Annotated in this window: 16 protein-coding genes; 8 read left to right on the top strand and 8 right to left on the bottom strand. The window is 72.3% G+C overall.

Annotation, left to right across the window (positions count from 1 at the left end):
* Positions 1 to 47: 47 nt before the first annotated feature.
* Positions 48 to 335, bottom strand: a complete 288-nt coding sequence (locus ACIRL2_RS33635) for a helix-turn-helix domain-containing protein (protein ID WP_395865016.1) — start codon at positions 333 to 335, stop codon at positions 48 to 50.
* 12 nt (positions 336 to 347) lie between these two features.
* Between ACIRL2_RS33635 and ACIRL2_RS33640 the strand changes: the two genes are divergently transcribed.
* Both ACIRL2_RS33640 and ACIRL2_RS33645 read left to right on the top strand, forming a co-directional pair.
* On the top strand, positions 348 to 539 hold the full coding sequence (locus tag ACIRL2_RS33640; protein WP_395865014.1) for a hypothetical protein: 192 nt from the start codon (positions 348 to 350) through the stop codon (positions 537 to 539).
* A gap of 195 nt (positions 540 to 734) precedes the next feature.
* Positions 735 to 2,522 carry a PucR family transcriptional regulator gene (locus ACIRL2_RS33645; RefSeq protein ID WP_402237201.1) on the top strand — a complete coding sequence of 596 codons (1,788 nt, stop codon included), beginning with the start codon at positions 735 to 737 and terminating at the stop codon, positions 2,520 to 2,522.
* A gap of 259 nt (positions 2,523 to 2,781) precedes the next feature.
* Here ACIRL2_RS33645 and ACIRL2_RS33650 read toward each other — a convergent pair whose 3' ends face one another.
* Together ACIRL2_RS33650 and ACIRL2_RS33655 are read right to left on the bottom strand one after the other, a co-directional pair.
* Positions 2,782 to 4,338, bottom strand: a complete 1,557-nt coding sequence (locus ACIRL2_RS33650) for a GMC family oxidoreductase (protein ID WP_402237204.1) — start codon at positions 4,336 to 4,338, stop codon at positions 2,782 to 2,784.
* 81 nt (positions 4,339 to 4,419) lie between these two features.
* Positions 4,420 to 5,235 (bottom strand): sugar phosphate isomerase/epimerase family protein, encoded by an 816-nt coding sequence (locus tag ACIRL2_RS33655; protein WP_402237206.1) that lies wholly within the window; start codon positions 5,233 to 5,235, stop codon positions 4,420 to 4,422.
* A gap of 441 nt (positions 5,236 to 5,676) precedes the next feature.
* On the opposite strand from ACIRL2_RS33655, the gene ACIRL2_RS33660 reads away from it, so the two are divergent.
* The 4 genes from ACIRL2_RS33660 to ACIRL2_RS33675 all read left to right on the top strand — a co-directional run bounded on the left by ACIRL2_RS33660 (position 5,677) and on the right by ACIRL2_RS33675 (position 10,778).
* Entirely contained in the window at positions 5,677 to 7,770 is a 2,094-nt protein-coding gene (locus ACIRL2_RS33660) for a SpoIIE family protein phosphatase (RefSeq protein WP_395865006.1), read from the top strand.
* 453 nt (positions 7,771 to 8,223) lie between these two features.
* A complete protein-coding gene (locus ACIRL2_RS33665; protein WP_402237209.1) occupies positions 8,224 to 9,309 on the top strand; it encodes a hypothetical protein in 1,086 nt (361 codons plus the stop codon).
* Positions 9,310 to 9,340: 31 nt separating this feature from the next.
* Positions 9,341 to 9,880, top strand: coding sequence for a hypothetical protein (locus ACIRL2_RS33670; RefSeq protein WP_395865002.1), 540 nt, complete (start codon positions 9,341 to 9,343; stop codon positions 9,878 to 9,880).
* A gap of 109 nt (positions 9,881 to 9,989) precedes the next feature.
* Positions 9,990 to 10,778, top strand: a complete 789-nt coding sequence (locus tag ACIRL2_RS33675; RefSeq protein ID WP_395865000.1) for an SDR family NAD(P)-dependent oxidoreductase — start codon at positions 9,990 to 9,992, stop codon at positions 10,776 to 10,778.
* Positions 10,779 to 10,840: 62 nt separating this feature from the next.
* Here the strand turns inward: ACIRL2_RS33675 and ACIRL2_RS33680 are convergent, their stop codons facing one another.
* Together ACIRL2_RS33680 and ACIRL2_RS33685 are read right to left on the bottom strand one after the other, a co-directional pair.
* The gene (locus ACIRL2_RS33680) at positions 10,841 to 11,809 is read right to left on the bottom strand and encodes a helix-turn-helix domain-containing protein (RefSeq protein ID WP_402237212.1); all 969 of its coding nucleotides are present in this window, start codon (positions 11,807 to 11,809) and stop codon (positions 10,841 to 10,843) included.
* Complete coding sequence (locus ACIRL2_RS33685) at positions 11,809 to 12,678, bottom strand: amidohydrolase family protein (protein WP_395864996.1); 870 nt, start codon at positions 12,676 to 12,678, stop codon at positions 11,809 to 11,811. The genes ACIRL2_RS33680 and ACIRL2_RS33685 overlap by 1 nt, the downstream gene beginning before the upstream one ends.
* Positions 12,679 to 12,832: 154 nt before the next feature.
* Here ACIRL2_RS33685 and ACIRL2_RS33690 point away from each other — a divergent pair, with 154 nt between their 5' ends.
* Complete coding sequence (locus tag ACIRL2_RS33690) at positions 12,833 to 13,099, top strand: hypothetical protein (protein WP_395864994.1); 267 nt, start codon at positions 12,833 to 12,835, stop codon at positions 13,097 to 13,099.
* 310 nt (positions 13,100 to 13,409) lie between these two features.
* Entirely contained in the window at positions 13,410 to 13,790 is a 381-nt protein-coding gene (locus tag ACIRL2_RS33695) for a winged helix-turn-helix transcriptional regulator (protein ID WP_395865286.1), read from the top strand.
* 22 nt (positions 13,791 to 13,812) lie between these two features.
* Here ACIRL2_RS33695 and ACIRL2_RS33700 read toward each other — a convergent pair whose 3' ends face one another.
* From ACIRL2_RS33700 to ACIRL2_RS33710, 3 genes are all read right to left on the bottom strand, one after another.
* Positions 13,813 to 14,562, bottom strand: a complete 750-nt coding sequence (locus tag ACIRL2_RS33700; protein ID WP_331771841.1) for a hypothetical protein — start codon at positions 14,560 to 14,562, stop codon at positions 13,813 to 13,815.
* A 190-nt stretch (positions 14,563 to 14,752) separates the two neighbouring features.
* A complete protein-coding gene (locus ACIRL2_RS33705; RefSeq protein ID WP_402237216.1) occupies positions 14,753 to 16,420 on the bottom strand; it encodes a (2,3-dihydroxybenzoyl)adenylate synthase in 1,668 nt (555 codons plus the stop codon).
* A 101-nt stretch (positions 16,421 to 16,521) separates the two neighbouring features.
* Positions 16,522 to 20,052, bottom strand: coding sequence for an amino acid adenylation domain-containing protein (locus ACIRL2_RS33710; protein ID WP_402237217.1), 3,531 nt, complete (start codon positions 20,050 to 20,052; stop codon positions 16,522 to 16,524).
* Positions 20,053 to 20,188 lie beyond the last annotated feature (136 nt).

Consider the following 20,188-nt stretch of genomic DNA (forward strand, 5'->3'; position numbering starts at 1 on the left):
GCTCGCGGCGGGCCACTCCGCGTTCGGCCACTCCGCTCCGCGTTCGGCTATGGCGCGTCCGGCCGCGCCGACGACGGATCCGCCGGTTCTGCGCCCGGTCGTTCGCCCGGCAGCCAACGCAACGCGAACCACAACTCCATCCGCACGTCCGCGTCCCCCAGGTCCAGATCCAACGGCTCGCCGATCCTGGCGACGCGCCGGCGCACGGTGTTGCGGTGCAGGCCCAGCGCGGTCGCGGTGCGGTCCCAACTGCCGTGATGCGCGAGCCGGGTGCGCAGGGTCCCAAGCGCCGCTACGACTCGGCGCACCACGCGTCGCCGGAGACCGCCGGTCACAACGCGGCGCTCGTGGACGAGGTGGGCCTCACCGGTTGGCTCGCCGGACACTCCACCGTGGCCGGCCCCATCCGGTACTGCGCCGAGCGCCTCGCCGAGATCGAGGAGTCGGGCATCGACAACGTCATCGTCGCCCGGTTCGTCCCGGAGCCGTTGCGCTTCAAGCGCGAGTGCGCCGACAAGGTCGTCGCCCGCCTGTCCTGACCGTCCGTGCCCGGACCGGCGTACGGGCGCGCGCGCCGAGAGGCATGCGATCGGTTGCCCTTGTCACACGCTCGGTGATCGACCGAGTGCGCCTCCGTGACCTGCGACATCGTTCGCCACGGCTGTGCCTATTCTGGTCCCCGCGCAGCCCATCGGAGGACCGAATCGGTTCGACTCCACAGAGGTGACCCCCACGTGACGACCCATCCCCGCAGAAGCCTCGGTCGGGTGCTGGAGGACTTCGGCTCCACACTCCTCGACCTGATCCACGGTGACGCGGACGCCGTGGAGGAGATCGGCGGGGTGGTCATCCACGACCCGTACGACGAACCGCAGTACCCACCGCACGCGGTCGTCCTCGGCGCCGCCGTGCACGGGCACGCCGAGATCGCCGGCCTCCTGCGCACGTTGGGCGCCCACGGCGTCGCCGCCCTGATCGTGCGCGGGCCGGTCGAGCCCGACGCCGCGGTCGAGCGCGCCGCCGCCGGGGCGGGGGTGGCGCTGCTGGCCTTGACTCGGGGGGCGTCCTGGGCGCAACTCGCGGCGATGCTCCGTACGTTGCTCACCGAAGGCGATGTCGGCGAAGCCGGCACGCAGACCCTGGGCGGCGTGCCCTCCGGCGACCTGTTCGCCCTGGCGAATGCCGTGGCCACGCTCCTCGACGCCCCGATCACCATCGAGGACCGCCGCTCGCACATCCTCGCCTTCTCCGGCCGCCAGGACGAGGCCGATCCCTCGCGCGTGGCGACCATCCTGGCTCGCCGAGTACCCGACACATACCTGCGCATTTTCGAGGAGCGCGGCGTCTTCAAGGAGCTGTACCGCAGCCGGGAGCCGATGTTCATCCCCCCGGTGATCCTTGCCGGCGAGGCCGCGCTCGCCCGTACCGCGATCGTTGTTCGGGCGGGCGACGAGATCCTCGGTTCGATGTGGGCCGCCGTCCGGGAGCCCCTCAGCCCCGAACGCGCCGGGGCCTTCGTGGAGGCATCCAAGCTGGTGGCCCTGCACCTGTTGCGGCACCGGGCCGGTACCGACGCCGAAAACCGGTTGCGCGCGGACCTGGTCACCACCGTGCTGGAGGGCGGCCCCGGCGCCGTCGACGCACTCGCCCGCCTGGGACTGGGGTACGAGCCCACGGTGGTGCTGGCGCTGGGCCTGGCCCGCGGCCACGGCGAGGACCACACCCAGTCGACGGCCGAACACCAACGCTTGACCGCGGCCCTCGCGATCCACCTCAACGCCGTGCAACCGCGCTCGGCCGTCGCCCTCCTGGGCGACACCGCCTACGCCGTCCTCCCGGCCCCCGGCGACCCGGCCGCCGCGTGCGAGCGCGCGGTGCAGATCGCCACGAACTTCCTCGACCGCACCGGCGACCGGGTCAAGGCGCTGATCGGCATCGGGACGATCGCGCACGAACCCACCGCACTGCGGCGCTCACGCACGAACGCGGACCGCGCGCTGCGGGTGCTGGGCGGCGGGCAGGTGAAGCAGCGGGTCGCCTCGATCACCGACGTCTACATCGACGCGCTGCTCCTGGAGATTCGCGACCTCGCCGCGGCCAACGGCGACGAACTCGTCGGTCCGCTCGCCCGGCTCGTCGCCTACGACGCCAAGCACAACACCAACCTGGTCGACACGCTGCGGGCGTGGCTGGACGCGTTCGGCGACGTGACCTCCGCTTCGGCGAGCATGTTCGTGCACGCCAACACCTTCCGGTACCGGATGCGTCGGATGGCCGAGGTCGGCCGGATCGACCTCCAGGATCCGTCGGCGCGCTTCGCGATCACCCTGCAACTGCGGTTGATGAGCCCGCAGCCCGGGGACGCGCCCCCGGCCCCACTCTCCGCCCCGCCTTCGGCCCCGGCCGATGGCGTCACGAGAGCCGAACCCGGTGCCGCACCTCCACGCGATCCGGCGCGGACGGCACCCGCGGACCGGTGCGGACCCGTACCCGGACGCCACACCGGATGGCGCACTCCATGACCATCGCCGCCCGCGCCGGCTGATCAACACCACGAGTATGTCGAGGAGTTCGTCGCAGCGTTCACCCCACCGGCGGAGCGCTGATCCGGCGCGACCCGCGCGAAGCCGATCGGAGCCCGCCGGCCCGCGGACGTCGGTCACCCGACCAGGCACGGGTGACCGACGCCGGGCGCCGGAGTTGTGCCGGCCCGCAGCCGGCCCGCGGCCGCTCCGCGGTTGATCCGCCGCTCCGCGGTTGATCCGCGACGCCGCCGTCGCGCTAGTCGGCCGCCGCGATCAACTCCGCGCCCAGCTCGCCCAGTGCGGTCGCCAGCAGGTGGGTGTTAGCGCGTGGCACGGTCGGCACGACCGAGGCGTCCACGATGTGCAGGCCGCTCAGGCCGTGCACGCGCAGCTCCGCGTCGACCACGCCGGCCGCCGGATCGATGCCGATCCGGCAGGTGCCGACGCCGTGGTAGAAGGCGTAGTGCGAGGCGGCGAAGGACAGGCACAGCACATCGTCGGGCATGTCCGACACCCGCGACACGGCGTCCGGAGCGAGCGCGAGGCCGGAGGCGGCCACGACGCGCGCGGCCAGGCGCACCCCGATCGCCAACCGTTCCAGGTTGTCGCGGTCGGTGGTGAACGGCCAGGAGATCCGGGCCGGGGCATCCGGCGCGGCGCCGGTGGGGACGATCGAGCCGAAGCCGTTGGGCAGTTGCAGGGCGACGCTGATCTCGATCTCCCGCGTGCCGTCCGGATTGCGCCGGGCCACGGGGGTCAACTGGAGGTCGTGGGTGCGTCCCTGGTCCGGACGGGCCGTGGCGCGGGCGATCGTCTGTAGCGTGGGTCCACCGTCGGGCACCGCGTCCGGTCGGACCGCCGCCCGATAGGACACCACCATGTGATCGCTCAAGCCTGCGCCGACGGCCGGGAGTTCGTGCACCGGCTCGATGCCCAGCCCGGAGACGCCGTGCGCCGGTCCCACACCGGAGCGCCACAACAACAGCGGGTTCTGCACGACGCCCGCGGACAGCACGACCCGGCCCGCGTATATGCGTTCGCCGTCGGCCAGTTCGATGCCGACCGCGCGGCCGCCGGTGAGCAGGACGCGCCGTACGTGGGCATCGCCGCGTACGGTCAGATTCGGGCGGGCGCGTGCCGGGTCGAGGTAGGCGACCGTGTTCGACACGCGTCGGGTGCCGCGCCGGTTCATCGGGATCGGGCCGACCCCGGTCGATCCCGGACGGCTGTGGTCGGCGCACAACGGCAGTCCCTCGGCCAGGCATCCGTCGACGAAGCCACGCTGCAACGGGCTCCATTCGGCCTCCGGGTGCCGCACGATCGGGATCGGTCCGGCGTTGCCGTGGTGGGGGTCGTCGCCGAAGTCCAGGTCGTCTTCGATCCGGTTGAGGTAGGGCAACATTCGCTCCCACCGCATTCCCTCCGGCCAGGACGCGAAGTCCTCCGGCTCCGGGCGCATCGCCACCGCGCCGTTGGTCGCCGACGAGCCCCCGACACCGCGCCCGCGTGCGTAGTTGAGCATGCGCCCCGCGGTCGAGGCGACCTTGTCGCCCCAGTTGTACGGCCAGGCCACCGGCCGCGACAGATGCCGCAGTTCGTCCGGCATCGTGTCGACGCGATGGTCGGGACCGGCCTCGACCAGCAGGACCGTACGACCCGGTCGCTCGGACAATCGGGCGGCCAGGACACATCCGGCCGAGCCCGCGCCGACCACGACGACGTCGAACGTGCCCGGACCGCCGCCCGGGGATCGGCCGTCGCGCGTGGACGCGGTCGCGGACTGGGGATCGGGCTTCGGTCGGCCGGCTGACATGGGCGACTCCTCCACTTCGGTGACTACGGACTCGACTGTTTCGTTCAAGGGACAGGCTTGTTCGGGTATCGCCGGCCGTGCCTACGCGGAGTGTGCCGCCGTCTCCCAGGCCGTGCGGGTCGCGGCGAGGGTGGCCTCGGCGAACGTGTGCAGGTCGGCGGTGCGCCAGTCGTCGGCGAGCAGTTCGACGCTCACCACGTCGTCGTAACCCTTCGCCGCGAGCGTCGCGCAGAACCGGTCCAGGTCCAGGACGCCTCGGCCGGGGAGGACCCGGCGGTGCATGGACTCGTGGTGCGTGTCGTCGGTCACCGGCGCGGGTGCGTCCGCGAACTGCACGAAGCCGATGCGATCGAGCGGCAGCGCGACCAGGTCCGCCCACGTGCTCGGCCCCCGGAAGAAGTGCCAACTCTCCACGACCAGGCGCAGATTCGGATGCGCCACCCGCTCCCACAGGCGCAGCGCCTCGGGGATCGAGTCGACGTGCCGGGTGGGCAGGAACTCCACGGACAGGCCGACTCCTTCCTCGGCCAGGGATCCGGCGCACCGGGCTGTGTTGGCCACCACCGCCTCGTCGATCTCGCCGGTGACCACACACAGCACCTGTTCCGGGCGCAGTACACGCGCCACCCGAAGGACATGTTCCAGGCTGCGCAGCGTCCTGGTCTCGTCCGCGGAGATCGACAACGAGACCAGCTCGTGGCAGGGCAGATCGTGCCGCCCCAGGTGGGCGGCGAGTTCGCTCACCGGCAGACCCTCGCGTTCGTGCGCGAGCACGGAGAGGAGATCGAGCCCGATGTGGTCGTAGCCGGCCGCCGCGGCGGCGGCGATCTGCCGCGGGAGGGACGGCGGCAGTCCGTAGTAGGTCGAGTGGTTGAAGGTGTTGAAGCTGTAGCGCATCGCATCCTCACGTGCCCCTTGGTCGGCTCGGCCTGCCGGGTGGTGGGCGGGTCACATCTTGTGAGGCCATCATAACCATGATAGCCATGAAACAAGACGGGCCCGGGAGTAGGCCGTCGCCGCATTCCCCACGGACGAGGAGTTCCGGCCTGGCCGTTTCCGACGACGACCCCGCGCTGCGCCGGATCGCGCACGCGGAACTGCTCCACCGCCCGGGCGAGCGCGCGCGGCCCCGGCGCGTGCTCGTTTCGGGCTCGGCCCCGACTCCCGCCCCGGCGTCCGCCATCTCCATCCGTCATCGCCATCCGAGTTGACGGCCTCCGGGGCGTGGTGCGGTTTCCGGTCGTGGGCGCGATCCACCTCGATACGGACCCGTGTGTGGGGTCGGCGCCCGTGGGTGATACTGGGCAAATCGACCTCGGAGTCCGGAAGGATCGACGGGTGACGGAAGACGGTCACAGCGCGCTTCCCTTCGAGCTGCCCGCGGACTGGGCGAGCCCGCTGGCGCACGCCGTCTTCGATCAGGGCGCGATGCTCCTCGCGGCGGTGGATCCGGATCTGCGGGTCGTCGCCACCAACGCCACCGCCGAGCGCTTTCCGCAGATCCCGATGGGTCCCGGGGACGACATGGCCGCCGTCTTCGCCGCCCTCGGCCTCGCATACCTGGTGCCTGTGCTCGGGCGGGCGCTGTCCCCGGCGGGGCCGCTCCTGCGCAGGTGGCAGTTGGTCGCCGCACGTGCCGCGGGCGGGAACCTGCTGCACCTCACCATCGGCATCCTGCGCATCGAGCGCGCGCCGGGCTCGACCCTCGGCCTGCTCGTCACCGTGAACGACATGACCGACCTGGTGCGCTCCGAATCCCGCTTCGAGGTGGTCCGCGAGGCCGCCCAGACCATCGGCGACTCGCTGGATGTCGCCCAAACGGCCCAGCAGCTCGCGGACCTGGTGGTGCCACGACTGGCGGACCTCGCCGCCGTGCACCTCGCCGAGGCGGTCGTCGCCGGCGAAGAGCCCGCGGTCGACCCGACGACCGGCTACACACCCGAGCTCCGGGCCGGAGTGGCCTTCGTGGGTGACGCGTGGCCCGGGGAACTGGTCCAGGTCGGCGAACGGCTGCCCGTACCGCCGGACATCCCCTCGGTTCGGGCCATGGAGGGCGGGGCCACCCTGCTGATCCCGCGACTCGAGCCGCTGCCGGGCGACTCCTCGGTGCCCGCGAACGCGCACAGTCTGCTGGCCGTACCGCTGTTCGCGCGCGGCCACTCGCTCGGCAGCGTGCAACTGTGGCGCACCGAGCGCCCGGATCCGTTCGACGAGAACGATGCCCGCCTGGTCGAGGAGATCGCCTCGCGTGCCGCGCTGAGCGTGGACAACGCGCGCCGCTTCACCCGGGAGCACAACGTCGCGCTGGCCCTGCAACGCAGCCTCCTGCCCGAGGAGGGCAGCGACGAACCGGCCGCCGAGACCTTCGCGGCCTACCTGCCCACGTCCTCCTCGGCCGGGATCGGGGGCGACTGGTACGACACGATCCCGTTGTCCTCGCTGCGCCTGGCCTTCGTCGTCGGTGACGTGACCGGGCACGGCCTGCAGGCCAGCGCGACGATGGGGCGCCTGCGTACCGCCGTCCAGGCGCTCGCCGACATGGACCTGCCGCCGGACGAGCTGCTGACACACGTGGACGACCTGGTCCAGCGGTTCCCGAACCGGTCCCATGGTGCCGAGGCGGTGTCCGGCGCAACGTGCCTGTACGCGGAGTACGACCCCGTGACCGGCCGCTGCCGGATGGCGTCCGCCGGGCATCCGCCGCCGGTGGTCCTCGCCCCCGACGGACGTGCCCACTTCGTGGAACTGGAGGCCGGTCCGCCGCTGGGGGTCGGCGGCATGCCGTTCGAGATCGCCGAGATCGAATTGGCGCCGGGCAGCGTACTGATCCTGTACAGCGACGGCCTGGTCAGCGGGCCCGACCACGATCTCGGCGCGGGCATGCGGCGCCTCCTCGATCGTCTCGAACACACCGACGCCCCGCGGCAGGATCTGGCGAAGATCGGGCGCGACCTGCTCGACCCGGCGGTGGTCGGCTCGTGCGACGACGACACCACCCTGTTGCTGGCCCGGGTCCGCCCGCTGCCCGACGAGGATTGCGTGGTCTGGGAGTTGCCCGTCGATCCGGCGCATGTGGCACGGGCCCGCGACCTGACGACCGGGCAACTCGCGGCCTGGGGGCTGGAACACCTCGCGTTCACCACCGAACTGGTCGTCAGCGAACTGGTCACCAACGCGATCCGCTACGGCGAAAGCGGCCCCATCACACTGCGGTTGATCCGCAGCCGGGATGTGTTGATCTGCGAGGTCTCCGACCCCAGCAACACCCAACCGCGCCTGCGCCGCGCGCACAGCACCGACGAGGGCGGCCGCGGTCTGTTCCTGGTGGCCCAACTCACCCGCAGGTGGGGGAGCCGCTACGAGCGGTCCGGAAAGACGATCTGGGCGGAGCAGGGAACCGCGCCGATCGAGGAGGCCTGGGACTTCGACTGAACGGGTCGTCCGTTGCCGAGTCGTCGACGGGTCGCGGGTGCGCGGCCGACAGCGTACGTGGGTCGACATCCGGCGTGAGCGGTTCGGTGCGGCGGCGGCGCGCGGTCGACGAGAGTGACGAGGGTGACGAGGGTGACGAGATCGCGCCGACCGTCGTGGCGGCGGCCGGATACACGTCGTTCCCGATCCCGCGGGGTGCCACGCGACCGGCCTGTCCCGGCCCCGTAGTCGGACGCCGTGCGTCGCCGTCGACGCCCGCCGTTCGAGAGTTGGGACGATCACATCGGATTTTCGAACGATTCTCTTGTGTGTGACGGGTCGTCCGCCTACCTTCGGCGGTGGTCGGCCGGTGGCCACCCGGGGTGCGCGTCGCCTGTGCGGGAGTGTCGCCCCGAGCCACTGCGACCGGGCCCGGGTCGAGCCCGCGACCTCGCCACACGACGAAGGAATCCGATGGCAGCAGACGCCGAAACGTCCGACCGCGACACGGCTCCCGCGGTGATCCCACTGGCCGACGAGAGCCCCGAGTCCCTGTACGCGCTGCTCGCCGAACGCGGATGGGGCGACGGACTTCCGATCGTCGCGCCGACCCCGGGACGCGTCGACGCGATGCTGGCCGGCTACGACGGCGACCCCGACGAGGTGATCGGCGTCCTGCCGCCGCGCCTGGGCGAGGCGACCGCGCGGGTGCTGGCCGCGAACGCGGTGATGGCCGGATGCCCGCCACGGTCGCTGCCGCTGCTCGTCGCCGCGGTGCGGGGAATGTGCGCGCCCGAGTTCAACCTGCGTGGCGTCAACTCGACCACACACCCGGTGTCGGTGATGGTCGTCGTGCACGGGGAAGCGGTGCGCCGCTGCGGCTTCAACGCCGGCACCGGCACCCTCGGCCCGGGCAACCGCGCCAACGCCACCCTCGGCCGTGCGGTGCGCCTGGCGCTCATGCACATCGGCGGCGGCACCGCCAAGGGCGTCGGCGACGAGGGTCTGGGCGACGCGGCGACCCAGGGCCAGCCGTCCAAGTACACCTTCTGCCTCGCGGAGAACGCCGAGGCCAGTCCGTGGCCGACCTACCCGCGCTCGCTCGGCCTGGACGTGCCGAGCGCGGTGACCGTCGCGGGCATGGAGAACCCGCACAACGTGCACGACATGGAGACCCGGAACAACCCCGCGCCGATTCTGGACAAGGCCGCCAGTGTCATGGCGACGTTCGGCACGAACAACGCGGTCGTCTCCAGTGCCGAGTACTTCGTCGTGGTCGGCCCCGAACACGCCGCGACGCTCGCGGCGGCGGGCTGGGCCCGCCAGGACGTGCAGGCCTACCTGTTCGAGAAGGCCCGCCGCCCCGCGGGCGACTTCCGCGCACACTTCACCGCCGCGCTGTGGCGTCCGTGGATGCGCGCGCTCGGCGACGACGACCTCCAGCCGATGACCGAGAGCCCGGACAACATCCGCGTCCTGGTGGCCGGCGGCCCGGGCAAACACTCGCTGGTCGTGCCCAGTTGGGGTCTGACCCGCAGCGTCACCGTCCCGCTGGCCTGATCATCCGAGCCTTTCCCACGGAGCCGCATCCATGAGCGTCACGATCATCGACCCCACCGGCCACGTCGGCGAACCCGCCAAGCGGCTCGCACCCGGCCTGGACGTCCTCACCGGCAAGCGCATCGCGGTCCTGGACAACCTCAAACCGCACGCCGGCCACATCCAAGGCGGCATCGCCCGCCTGCTGGCCGAACGCACCGGCGCCACCGTCACGTTGGAGATTGCCAAGGTCAGTGCCGCGCTGCCCGCCGAACCGGAGGTGATGCAACGCATCCTCGAGTGCGCCGACGTGGTGATCACCGGTTCCGCGGACTGCGGCTCGTGCACGTCCTGGAGCAGCCACGACACCGTCGAACTGGAGCAACTGGGCGTCCCCACCCTGCTCCTGGCCACGGCGGGCTTCACCGAGATCGCCCGCCAGGTGTGCTCGCTGTACGGACTGCCACAGGCGCGGGTGCTCACCGTGCGTGGCCCGCTGGGCGGTTCGACCGACGCCGAACTCGACGCGATGGCCGCCGAAGCCGTCGACGACGCGCTGTTCCTGGCCACGACCACGCCCACCGCTTCGTGAACGGCCCCGCATACGCCGGGTCTCCCGCACAGCCGTGCGCGCGGCTTCGCGCGCAGCCCTGTGCTCGGCTCCGCACGGTGCACGGGACGGCACGCAGGAGGGGGAACCGATGGCTGTAGAGATCGACCTGACAGGCCGTGCGGCCCTGATCACCGGTGCCGGGGCCGGGATCGGGCGGGCCGTCGCGGTCATGCTGGCGAGTGCCGGCGCGGACGTCGCGGTCGTGGACATCGACGCCGACGGCGCGGCGGAGACCGCGGCGCTGGTGCGCGCGACCGGGCGCCGGGCGATCGCGCCGGTCGGCGACATGACGATCCCGGACGACGTCGAGCGCACCGTACGGGCCGCCGCGGACGAACTCGGCGGCCTGCACATCGCGGTCAACAACGTGGGCATGATGGCGGGTCATCCGGCGGTGCCCTTCCTGGACTGGACCCCGCAGGCGATGCGCGACGTGGTCGCCGGGAACCTGCTCGCCACCGCGTACTCCTGCCAGGCCCAGGCCCGCGTGCTCGGCCGCGGCGGTGTGATCGTCAACGTCAGCTCGGGCGAGACCACCCGCCCGGCGCCGCTCACCGCGCTGTACGCGGCGGCGAAGGCCGCGGTCAACCACCTGACCGGGACCCTGGCGATCGAGCTGGCGCCGCTCGGCATCCGGGTCAACGCCGTCGCGCCCGGCACCACGTTGACCCGCGACGTCGAAGCGGCGCTGAGCCCGGAGTACCGCCGCGCGCTGGAGACCTCGATCCCGCTCGGCGGCCTGTCCGATCCGCAGGACATGGCCCGGCTCGTACTGCTGCTGGTCTCCGACTTCGCAGCCCACACCACCGGCCAGTTCGTGCTCTCCGACAAGGGCGCGTTCCTCTCCCGCAACCGCCCCGAACTCACCGTGGACTGACCCGCCGCTTGCGCGTCGACGATCGCTGGGGGGTGGGCCCACCCGAGCAGCCGCCGGCGCCGCTACTTCGATCCGCGGGCGCGCCGGTGATCGTCGCCGCTCTCGGGCGCGCGGCCGCCGGTGGACTCGGTGACCTCCGCGGCGGCGGCCAGCAGGCGCTTGCCGGCGCGGGTGATCTCCGTGCCTCGCAGTGGTTTGGCCATCAGCAGGGACAGCACCACCGAGGTGCGTCCGTGGGCGTCGAACGCCGGGGCGGAGATGCTGTTCACGTCGTAGCGGACGCGGTCGTCCAGGCGCTCCGGCAACGAATCGATGTGGCTGAGCTCGGTGTACAGCAGGGCGACGGCATCCTGCTGGGCCGCGGAGAGGTCCTCGCGCATCAGCCCGTACAGCGCATCGCGCAGGCGCATCGACGCCTGGCTCTCGCGGTGCACGTCGTAGCCGCGACGGCGGATGGTCTCCAGTACGCCGATCAACCGGCCCCGGAACTCGTCGTCGGCGCGCGGTGCCCGGTCGAGCCACGCGCGGATCGCCTCCTCGCCCGACCAGGCGATCTGGACCGCGCCGTACGGCGGCACCAACGGAATGCGCAGGCCGATCCCGGAGGCGTCACCCGCAGACCCGGGCCCCGCCGCGTCCACCACCGTGATCGTCTCGGCGTCGTGCACCGCGGCGGTACAGGGCACGCCGAACTCCTCGGCCAACGACACCAGATGGTGCTGCGCGGCGCGGGCGGCCGGGAAGGAGCGCTCGGCCGCGTGGCCGACCGCGATCAGCGCCGGACCCAGGCTGTACCCGGTCGGCGTGTGCAGCAGGTAGTGCGCGTCGGCCAGGCGGCGTACCACCGCGTGGCAGGTCGCCTTGCTGATCCCGCTGTGCCGGATGATCTCGGTGAGGGTGAACTCGCGGCCCGGGTGGGCCGAGAGCAGATCGAGTACGGCGATCACCCGGTCGGTGGGCGGGGAGGCGGACCGGTCGCCGGGTTCGGCGGCGGGATGCGCGAGCGAGGGGGAGGGCCGAACAGGGGTCATCAGGCTTTCCACCAGAGGTCGAGTGCGGTGTGGCCGAGAAAGCCGGCTCGATCCGCGGGGGAGAGGCGGCGTGCGGCGTGCCGGCCCAGCGCGGCCATCTCCGGGTAGGTCGAGCCGACGGTCTGCGGGTGGTCCGACCCCCACATGACCCGGTCCGCGCCGAAGGTGGCCGCGAGCTTGTCCACCACATCGGCCGGATCACCCTCGGCCGCCGCGTGTCTCAGCACGTGCGTGGACACCTTGACCCGCACCGCCGGGAGAACGGCGAGTTCGAACAGCGGGGCGGCGGAGGCGAACGGCGCACCGCCCGACAGGTCGGCGAACCCGCAGTGGTCCAGCGCGACCGGGACGTCGGGGTGCGCGGCGACCACCGCGCCCAGCCGGGGAAGGGCCTCGGGGAACAGCACCGGGACCATCGTCAGTCCCGTCTCGTCCGCCAGTGCCCACACCTCGTCCGCGCGCCCGTCCTCCAGCCAGCGCGGCCGGTGCCCGTGCACGCCGAAGGCCCGCACGCCGCGCAGGAGTTCACCGGCGTCGCGGGCGAGGGCCGCGAGCGCGTCGACGGGGTGGGCGCAGTCCATGTCCACCGCGCCGACCAGGGCGAAGCGATCCGGGTCGGCGCGCACCGCGTCGATCGCGTACGAGCAGTCGTACCCGTACGCGCCCACCGCCTGCACGATCACCGCGCGGTCGACCCCGCCCGCGCGCATCCCGGTCGACAGGTCCCGCGTACCGACGTCGTCCGCGTGGAACCAGGTGCTGCCGACGCCGGAGGGCGCGAGGGGGTAGCGATCGCGGTCCGCCGACGCCGCGTGCACGTGGGCGTCGACCACGACGGGTTTCCGAATAGTCGGATCGGCGGGTCGCATAGTCGAATGCTAGGAGCCGGGTGGGCCGCGGGCAACGTGGCACTGCTTACAGGCATGATGGGGTCGAATATTCGAACGACATTGATAGCTTTTTCGAACGAGGTTAGGGTGGGCCGGCTTCCACGACAGTGAAATGCCCGAGAAGGAGAGCACGATGTCGCCATCCGCCGAGGAGATCACCCGTGCGCTCGCGCCGTTGTCGGTGGTGCTCGCCGCCGACGACTTCCGCCTCGAGGTGAGCCGCCGCGGCGCCGACAACGTCACGCTGACGATCACGGCCGGGCCCACGGCGTGCCCCACCTGCCTGGTGCCCGAGCACATCACCCGCCGAATGGCCGAACAGCACCTGAACAAGCTCTCCCGCGAGGACTGGCTCATCGAGATCGCCTACCCGGCGTTCGCGGCCGACGCGGCCGAGTGACGCGAGGGCGAATGCTCTTTCGGCGCCCGGAGTTGTGGTCGGCGCGGGTCGGCGGACCGGCGTGGGCAGGGCCATGCGGGGGAGTTCGACGCCTCCCGGGAGTCGGTGCCCGCCGGCGGCGGCTCACGTTCGGTCGAGGACGGCGACGGCCTCGACCCGGTTGCGATCGACACCCGACGGTACGCGTCCATCCTCGGCAGACCGTCCGGGCTCGGCAGGACGCCCACGTGCTCTCTTGTGGTTACTCGAGAACTGTAGGAAAGTGAGTGCCGACCTGGGAGAACGCGATTTTCGGCGACTGGGGACCCTGATGGTGACCAAGCAGTTCAAGGGCTCGACCGAGGACGCGGACCTGAGGCGCGCGGACTCCCTGGCGCGGGAGATCTTCTCGGACATCGCCAACAAGTGGGCGCTCCTGATCACCGGCGCACTCGACGACCGAACGCTGCGCTTCAGCGAGCTGCGCAACGAGGTCGAGGGCATCAGCCACAAGATGCTCACCCAGAACCTGCGCATGCTGGAGCGCAACGGCCTGGTCGAGCGGTGCGTGTATGCGACCGTGCCGCCGCGCGTGGAGTACACCCTCACCGGGCCGGGCCGGGACCTGCGGAAGACGGTCGACGGCATGTGTGACTGGACCCAGCGACACCTCGGTCACATCGAGGCGTCCCGGGACCGCTTCGAGGCCTGAGGGGTGAGGCACCCGTCGAGGCTCAGCTTCCTCCGTTGGGATTGCTGCCGCCGGTCCAGGTGACGGGCCCGTGCACCTGGCGCAGGTGGTTCGTCAGGATGTCCGAGATCAGGTTCAGCCACGCGGTCCAGGACTCGTGCGATCCCGAACCCAGACCGCGTTCGATCCGGAAGAAGCGGTACAGCGCGCCGTCGTCCGGGAACAGCGCCAGTGCCTCCGCGCATTCGGCGACGACCATCGGCAAGTACCAATGGCACAGCCCTTGTTGGTGGGTGTGCTCGACATACAGGGCGATGCCTTCGGCATCGGACAGGGTCTCCTCCTCCAGGGCGATCCCATCCTGGCCGAAGTACAGTTCGAGCATGTCCGCCAGGCGCCCGAACCGCTGCCGCAGTTCCCACGCGGTGGGTATCTGTCCGGCCAGTCGGGCGCTGAGACCGACCGTCCAACTGTCGACGTATTCGGCGACGTCCAGGAACACCTCGGGTCGGCCGCCCGCGCCGGAGCGCCGGGCGAGTTCCTGGAGATCGTCGGGCACCTGGTCCTCGGCCGTGCCGCCGGTCGCCAGTGCCTTCCCGACGGCCCGGATCTGCGCGGCGGCCTCGAACACGGTCAGGCCACCGCGTTCGGACCGGTCCCACAACACGCGTAGCGGCGGTTGCAGGGCCTCGGCCCGCTTCTCGGGGTCGACCGGGATGCCCTCGGACACCGGGTGAAGGAAGGGCGTGAGCAGCAGGCGGGCGCCGGAGTAGCGAAAGTGGTTCTGGTACACGCGCTGGGTCCCTCCAAGTACACGGACCGATCCGTGCGACCGGGCCCAGGCTCATGATCTCGGCCACCCGGCGACTGAGCGAACGATCCGCGCCAATCGGCAGTTGGTGTGCGGAATTCGGACACCCGGATCGCCCCGGCCCGGCCCGATCGCGCGTCGGGCCGGCCCGGGGCGGGTCCGGGTGGGGAGGTCAGTGCGGGTGGGGGTGGGGCTTCTCCGGGGCGTCGGGGGTGGGGGTCACGTCGTGAGCCAGTGCTCGTTTGTCGGTCTTGCCGATGGCCGTGCGCGGGAGCGCGGGCACGAAGTGCAGGACGTCGGGGGACTTGTAGGCGGCGAGACCGCGGGCGGTGAGGAAGGATTTGAGGTCGGGCAGGGTCGGGGGAGCGGCGGGGTCGGCGGGGACGATCACCGCACACACGCGTTCGCCCAGGACCGGGTCGGGGAGCGGGATCACCGCCGCGTGCCGCACGCCGGGGTGGGTGGCCAGGTGCTCTTCCAACTCGCCGGCCGGAACGCCCTCGCCGCCGCGATTGACCACTTCCTTGACGCGGCCCTCGACCACGAGGTATCCCCCGGCGAGGCGGCGGACCAGGTCGCCGCTGCGGTAGTGGCCCTGTGGGGTGAACGCGCCGGCGTTGTGGTCCTCGGCCCGGTAGTAGCCGCGAATCGTGTACGGGCCGCGCACGAGCAACTCGCCGATCTCGCCCTCGGCGACCGGTCGTCCCTCGTCGTCGACGACCAGCACCTCGTCGTCCGGGCTCAGCGGCCGGCCCTGGGTCTCGGCGACCAGGTCCGGACCGTCGTCGAGGCGGGTGTAGTTGAGCAGGCCCTCGGCCATCCCGAAGACCTGTTGCACCGTGCAGTCCAGGCTCCGGCCCAGGGTGCGGGCCAGGTCCGCGTTCAGCCGCGCGCCGCCGACCTGGATCAGCCGCAGCGACGAGCGGTCGCCCGGCTCCCACTCCCACATCTGCGACCACAGGTCGGCCAACGGCGGCACGACGGCGGTGACGGTGACGCGTTCGCGTTCGATCAGCGGGAAGACCGTGTCGGGGCTGGGGTCCGCGGCGAACACGACGGTGCCGCCGACGCCAAGAACGCCGAGGATGCCCGGGCACGCGAGCGGGAAGTTGTGCGCCGCCGGCAACGCGACCAGGTAGACGTCGTCGGCGGTCAGGCCGCACACCTCGGCGCTCGCCCGGGCGTTGTACGCGTAGTCGTCGTGGGTGCGCGGAATGAGCTTGGGCAGACCGGTGGTTCCGCCGGAGACGAGCAAAACGGCGACGTCGGCAGGTGCCGGGCCGGGGAGTTCGCCCGGTTCGGCGTCGATGTCGGCCAGCCTCGTCTGATCGGGGCCGTCCGGCTCGCCCGCGACGATCACGTGCCGCAGGGAGGGGACCCGGTCGCGGATCTCCCGGGCCAGGGTGCGGTGGTCGAAGCCCGCGTACACATCGGGTATGACGTACGCGACGGCCTCGGACAGGGCGGCGAGGTGGCCGATCTCGTGCGCGCGATGCGCCGGCAGGCACAGCGCGGGTACGGCCCCCAGCCGGGCCAGGGCCAGCAGGACGACGGCGAAGTCGGCGGAGTTGGGCAGGTGCACCACCACCCGGTCGCCCGCGGTCACACCCAGTTCGGCGAACCCGGCCGCCGTGCGTTCGGCCCGGTGGTGCAACTCGGCGTAGGTGACGCGGCCCGCGGCGTCCACGAGGGCGGTGCGTTCGGGCCACGCCTTGGCCCACGAGCGGGAGAGGGCGCCCAGCGTGTCGCCGCGCCAGTACCCGGCCGCGCGGTAGCGCCGCGCGAACTCGTCCGGCCACGGCACGCAACCAGGCAGGGACATGGTGTTCTCGGCATGCATCGAGGGCTCCGGGATCGAGGGAATCGACGGGATCGAGGGGGTCGAGGGGTGGTGGTCGCGCGGGTGGGGGACCGCCTCGGGGCGGTCGCCCGGGGCACCGGTCACGGCGTCGTGGGGGGCTGCGCCGCGAGCGCGGCGTCGACCGCCTCGTCCGACAGCGCCGCGACCCGCACGTGGATCCCGGCGATCCGCTCCAGTCGACCGGGCGTCGTCTCCTGCGCCCGCAGGCGCGTGGCCAGGGACGCGACCGTGCGGGCGGCGAAGACCAGGCGGACGGTGACCGCCCCGGCACCGAGGACCTCACGCAGGCGGCCCACGATCGCCGTGGCCAGGATCGAGTCCCCACCCAGCGCGAAGAAGTCGTCGTCGCGCCCGAGTTCGCGCTCGCCGGCGGGCAGTGCCTCCTGCCAAACCGACGCGATCAGGCGTTCGAGGTCGGTGCGCGGCGGCTCCGGCGGTGGGCCCGCCGGTCGGCGTCCCCACAGCGGGGCCAACCCGCGGCGATCGATCTTCCCGTTGGCGGTCAACGGCAGTTCGTCGACCCGCACGATGTGCTCGGGGATCATGTGCGCCGGCAGCGACTTCGCCGCCGCGTCCCGGAGTTGCTCCACACCTACGTCGGACCCGGCGGCGACCGCCGCGACCAGGGCACCCTCGTGCACGCCCGCCACCGCGCGGCGCACCCCGGGAACGCCGGCCAACGCGGCCTCGATCTCGCCCGGCTCGATCCGGAACCCGCGCAGTTTGACCTGGTGATCGGCGCGGCCCAGGAACTCCAAAGCGCCGTCGGGCAATCGCCTGGCCAGGTCGCCGGTGCGGTACCAGCGTAGCCCGGCCACCTCGACGAAGCGGTCCGCGGTGCGCTCGGGATCGCCGCGATATCCGGCCGCGACACCGTCGCCGCCGATCCACAGTTCGCCCGGCACCCAGTCCGGGCAATCCCGGCCCACCGCGTCCACGACCCGGCAGCGCACGTTGCGCAGCGGCGTGCCGTACGGGATCGCCCGCCACTGGGCCGGTAGTTCGCTGCCGGCCGGCACCTCGTGGACGGTGGAGTGGATGGCCGTCTCGGTCGTGCCGCCGAGCGCGACGAAACGGCATTGCGGCACCTGCGCGTGCAGCCGCCCGGGAAGATCGACGGTGACCCAGTCGCCGCCGAGCAGCACCACCCGAAGTGTGTCGCCCAGGCCCGCCGACGTCGGTCCCGCGCCCGCGGTGAGCAGCATGTCGAGCAGTGCCGGTACGCAGTTGACCACGGTGACCTGCCGTTCGCGGACCAGGTCCACCCAGCGGCCGGCCTCGCGTCGGTCCTCGTCGGCGGGCAGGACCACCGCGCCGCCGGCCGACAGCAGGCCGAACACGTCGAACACCGACAGGTCGAAGTCGAGAGCGGACAGGCCCAACGCGCGATCGTCGGGTCCGAGCGCGAAGCGCTCGACGAGGTCGTCGATCGTGTTCATCGCGGCGCGGTGCGGGACTTCGACACCCTTGGGCTCACCGGTGGAGCCGGAGGTGAAGAGCACGTAGGCGATGCTCTCCTCGTCGACGCGAACCGGCGGCTCGGCGGTGGGCGCGGGGAGTGCGGCGGCCTCGGCGAGGGCGAGCGCGGGCGCGAGGGGCGAGGCACCGCCGGCGCCGTCGGTGTCCAGGACCAGCCGGATGCCCGCGGTGCGGTGGATGCGTTCGCGGCGCGCGGCCGGCTGCTCGACGCCGATCGGAACGTAGGCCGCGCCGGCGGCGAGGATGCCCAGCGCCGCCACGATCTGCTCCGGCCCCTTGGGCAGGGTGACCGCCACGCTCTCGCCGGGCGCGACGCCCCGCGTGCGCAGGGCGGCGGCCACGCGCAGTGCGCGCTCGGCGAGTTCGCCGTACGACAAGGTGCCGCCGTCGGCGTCCGAGGGGCCCCACAGCAGGGCCGGCGCGTGCGGTCGTGCCGCGGCGTGCGCGAAGAATCCCTCGTGCAGGCTGTGCCGCGACCGGGGGGCGTCGGTGGTGTTCACCCGATCGAGGACGGCCCGCTGCGCGGCGGGCAGCAGGTCCGGCATCGGCTCCCGCCAGTCGGCCTCGGCCGTGCCCAGGCGGGTGACCAACTCCCGATAGGCGGCGAACATCGCGTCCACGACACCGTCCGGGAAGGCGTCCTCGCGCACGTCCCAGTTGATCAGCAGTCCACCGCGCACCTCGGTGATCTGGGCGTCGAGCAGCACCTGCGGCCCCTGCGAGACGATCCACGACGGTTCGCCGAACAGTCGGCGAACGTCGGCGTCGAAGAGTTCGCCCAGGCCCAGTGCGCTGGTGTACACGATCGGGGCGAGCACCTGTTCGCCCCGAGCGCGGGCCAGGTCGCGCAGTACGTGCAGGCCCGAGTGGTCGGCGTGCGCCGCGTCGCGGTGCATGCGGGACTGGAGCGCGCGGGTGTGGTCCAGGAACGAGCGCGGCTCGGACATGTCGACGTCCAGGAGCACCGATCCGGTGAAGTCGCCGACCAGGCGCGGTACGTCCGGGTGCAGGTCCTCGCGGTCGAACAGCGGCACGTTCAGCAGGAACCTGGGGCCGGCGCTCCAACCGGCCAGGACGGCGGCGAACGCGGTCGCGAAGGCCATCGCGGGGGTGATCCCGTGCGCGTGCGCGCGGGCGGACCAGTGCCCGTGCTCCTCGGTGGTCAGCCACAGGTGACGCCGGGTCACTCGGGTCAGGTCGGCCGGAAGCGGGGCGCGCAGCGGGAGATCGGGCGCGCCGGGCAGGTCGGGGATGCGCTCGTGCCAGTAGGCGGCGGCGCGTTCGGCCGCGGCGCGCCGCAGCGGGGGACGGGCGGCGAGGTAATCGCGGTAGTCGTAGCCGAGTTCGGCGGGCACCCGCTCGGGGTGCGCGTACAGGTGGGCCAGATCGGCCAGCAACACCCGGTAGCTGAGCGCGTCCGCGGCCACCATGTCCACGTCCAGGTGCAATCGGCTGCGGCCGTCGGGCAGCAGGCTCACCCGCAGGTCGAAGACCCGGCCGGCTTCGATGTCGAGCATCTGGTGCGAACATTCGTCGCGGACGCGGTCCAGGTGCTCGGCGGCGGTCGCGGCGTCCGCGTCGCGCAGGTCCAGCACCCGCAGCACGTCGCCGGGCACGGTGGGGCGGATCTCCTGACGACCGTCGTCGGTGATCCGCACGCGCAGCATGGGGTGTCGGGCGACCAGGGCGCGCGCGGCGGCCTCCAGCCGGGCCGGGTCCACGGCGGCGCCGGGTTCGGTGTCGAACTCGGTGTACAGGTGCGCCGCGACACCGCCCAGGGTCTGTCCCTCGGAACGACCGATCCAATAGGCGTGTTGCATGAGTGCGAGCGGGAACGACCCGGGCCCGGTGCCGGGTTCCGCCGCCGGCTCGACCGTCGGTAGCGGATCCGGCTCGGCCGCCGCCGGCTCGCCGCCCGCCAGCAGCGCGACCCACGCCCCGACGGTGGGTGCGGTGGCCAGGTCCGCGAAGGTGACCCGGGCGCCGGCCCGGCGCCATCCGCCGGCCAGGCGCATCAGGCGCAGCGAGTCGAGTCCGTGCGCGATCAGGTCGTCCCCGTCGCTCAGGGATTCCGGTGCCACGCCCAGCATTTCCGCCACGTCGCGCCGTACGTCCTCGACGGTCAGCCGCACGCTGTTCTCCTTCGATCACGAATGTGTCCGCGGGACGCGAGTGCGACGGTGTCCATCCGAGACGTCCTTGACACCCACCCCGAGCGTCACAAATATAGGCTAGGCAAACCTAAGTCGGGCAAGGCTTTTCGATCGA

The organism is Embleya sp. NPDC127516 (assembly GCF_044765325.1).
In the GTDB taxonomy this organism is placed as follows: domain Bacteria; phylum Actinomycetota; class Actinomycetes; order Streptomycetales; family Streptomycetaceae; genus Embleya.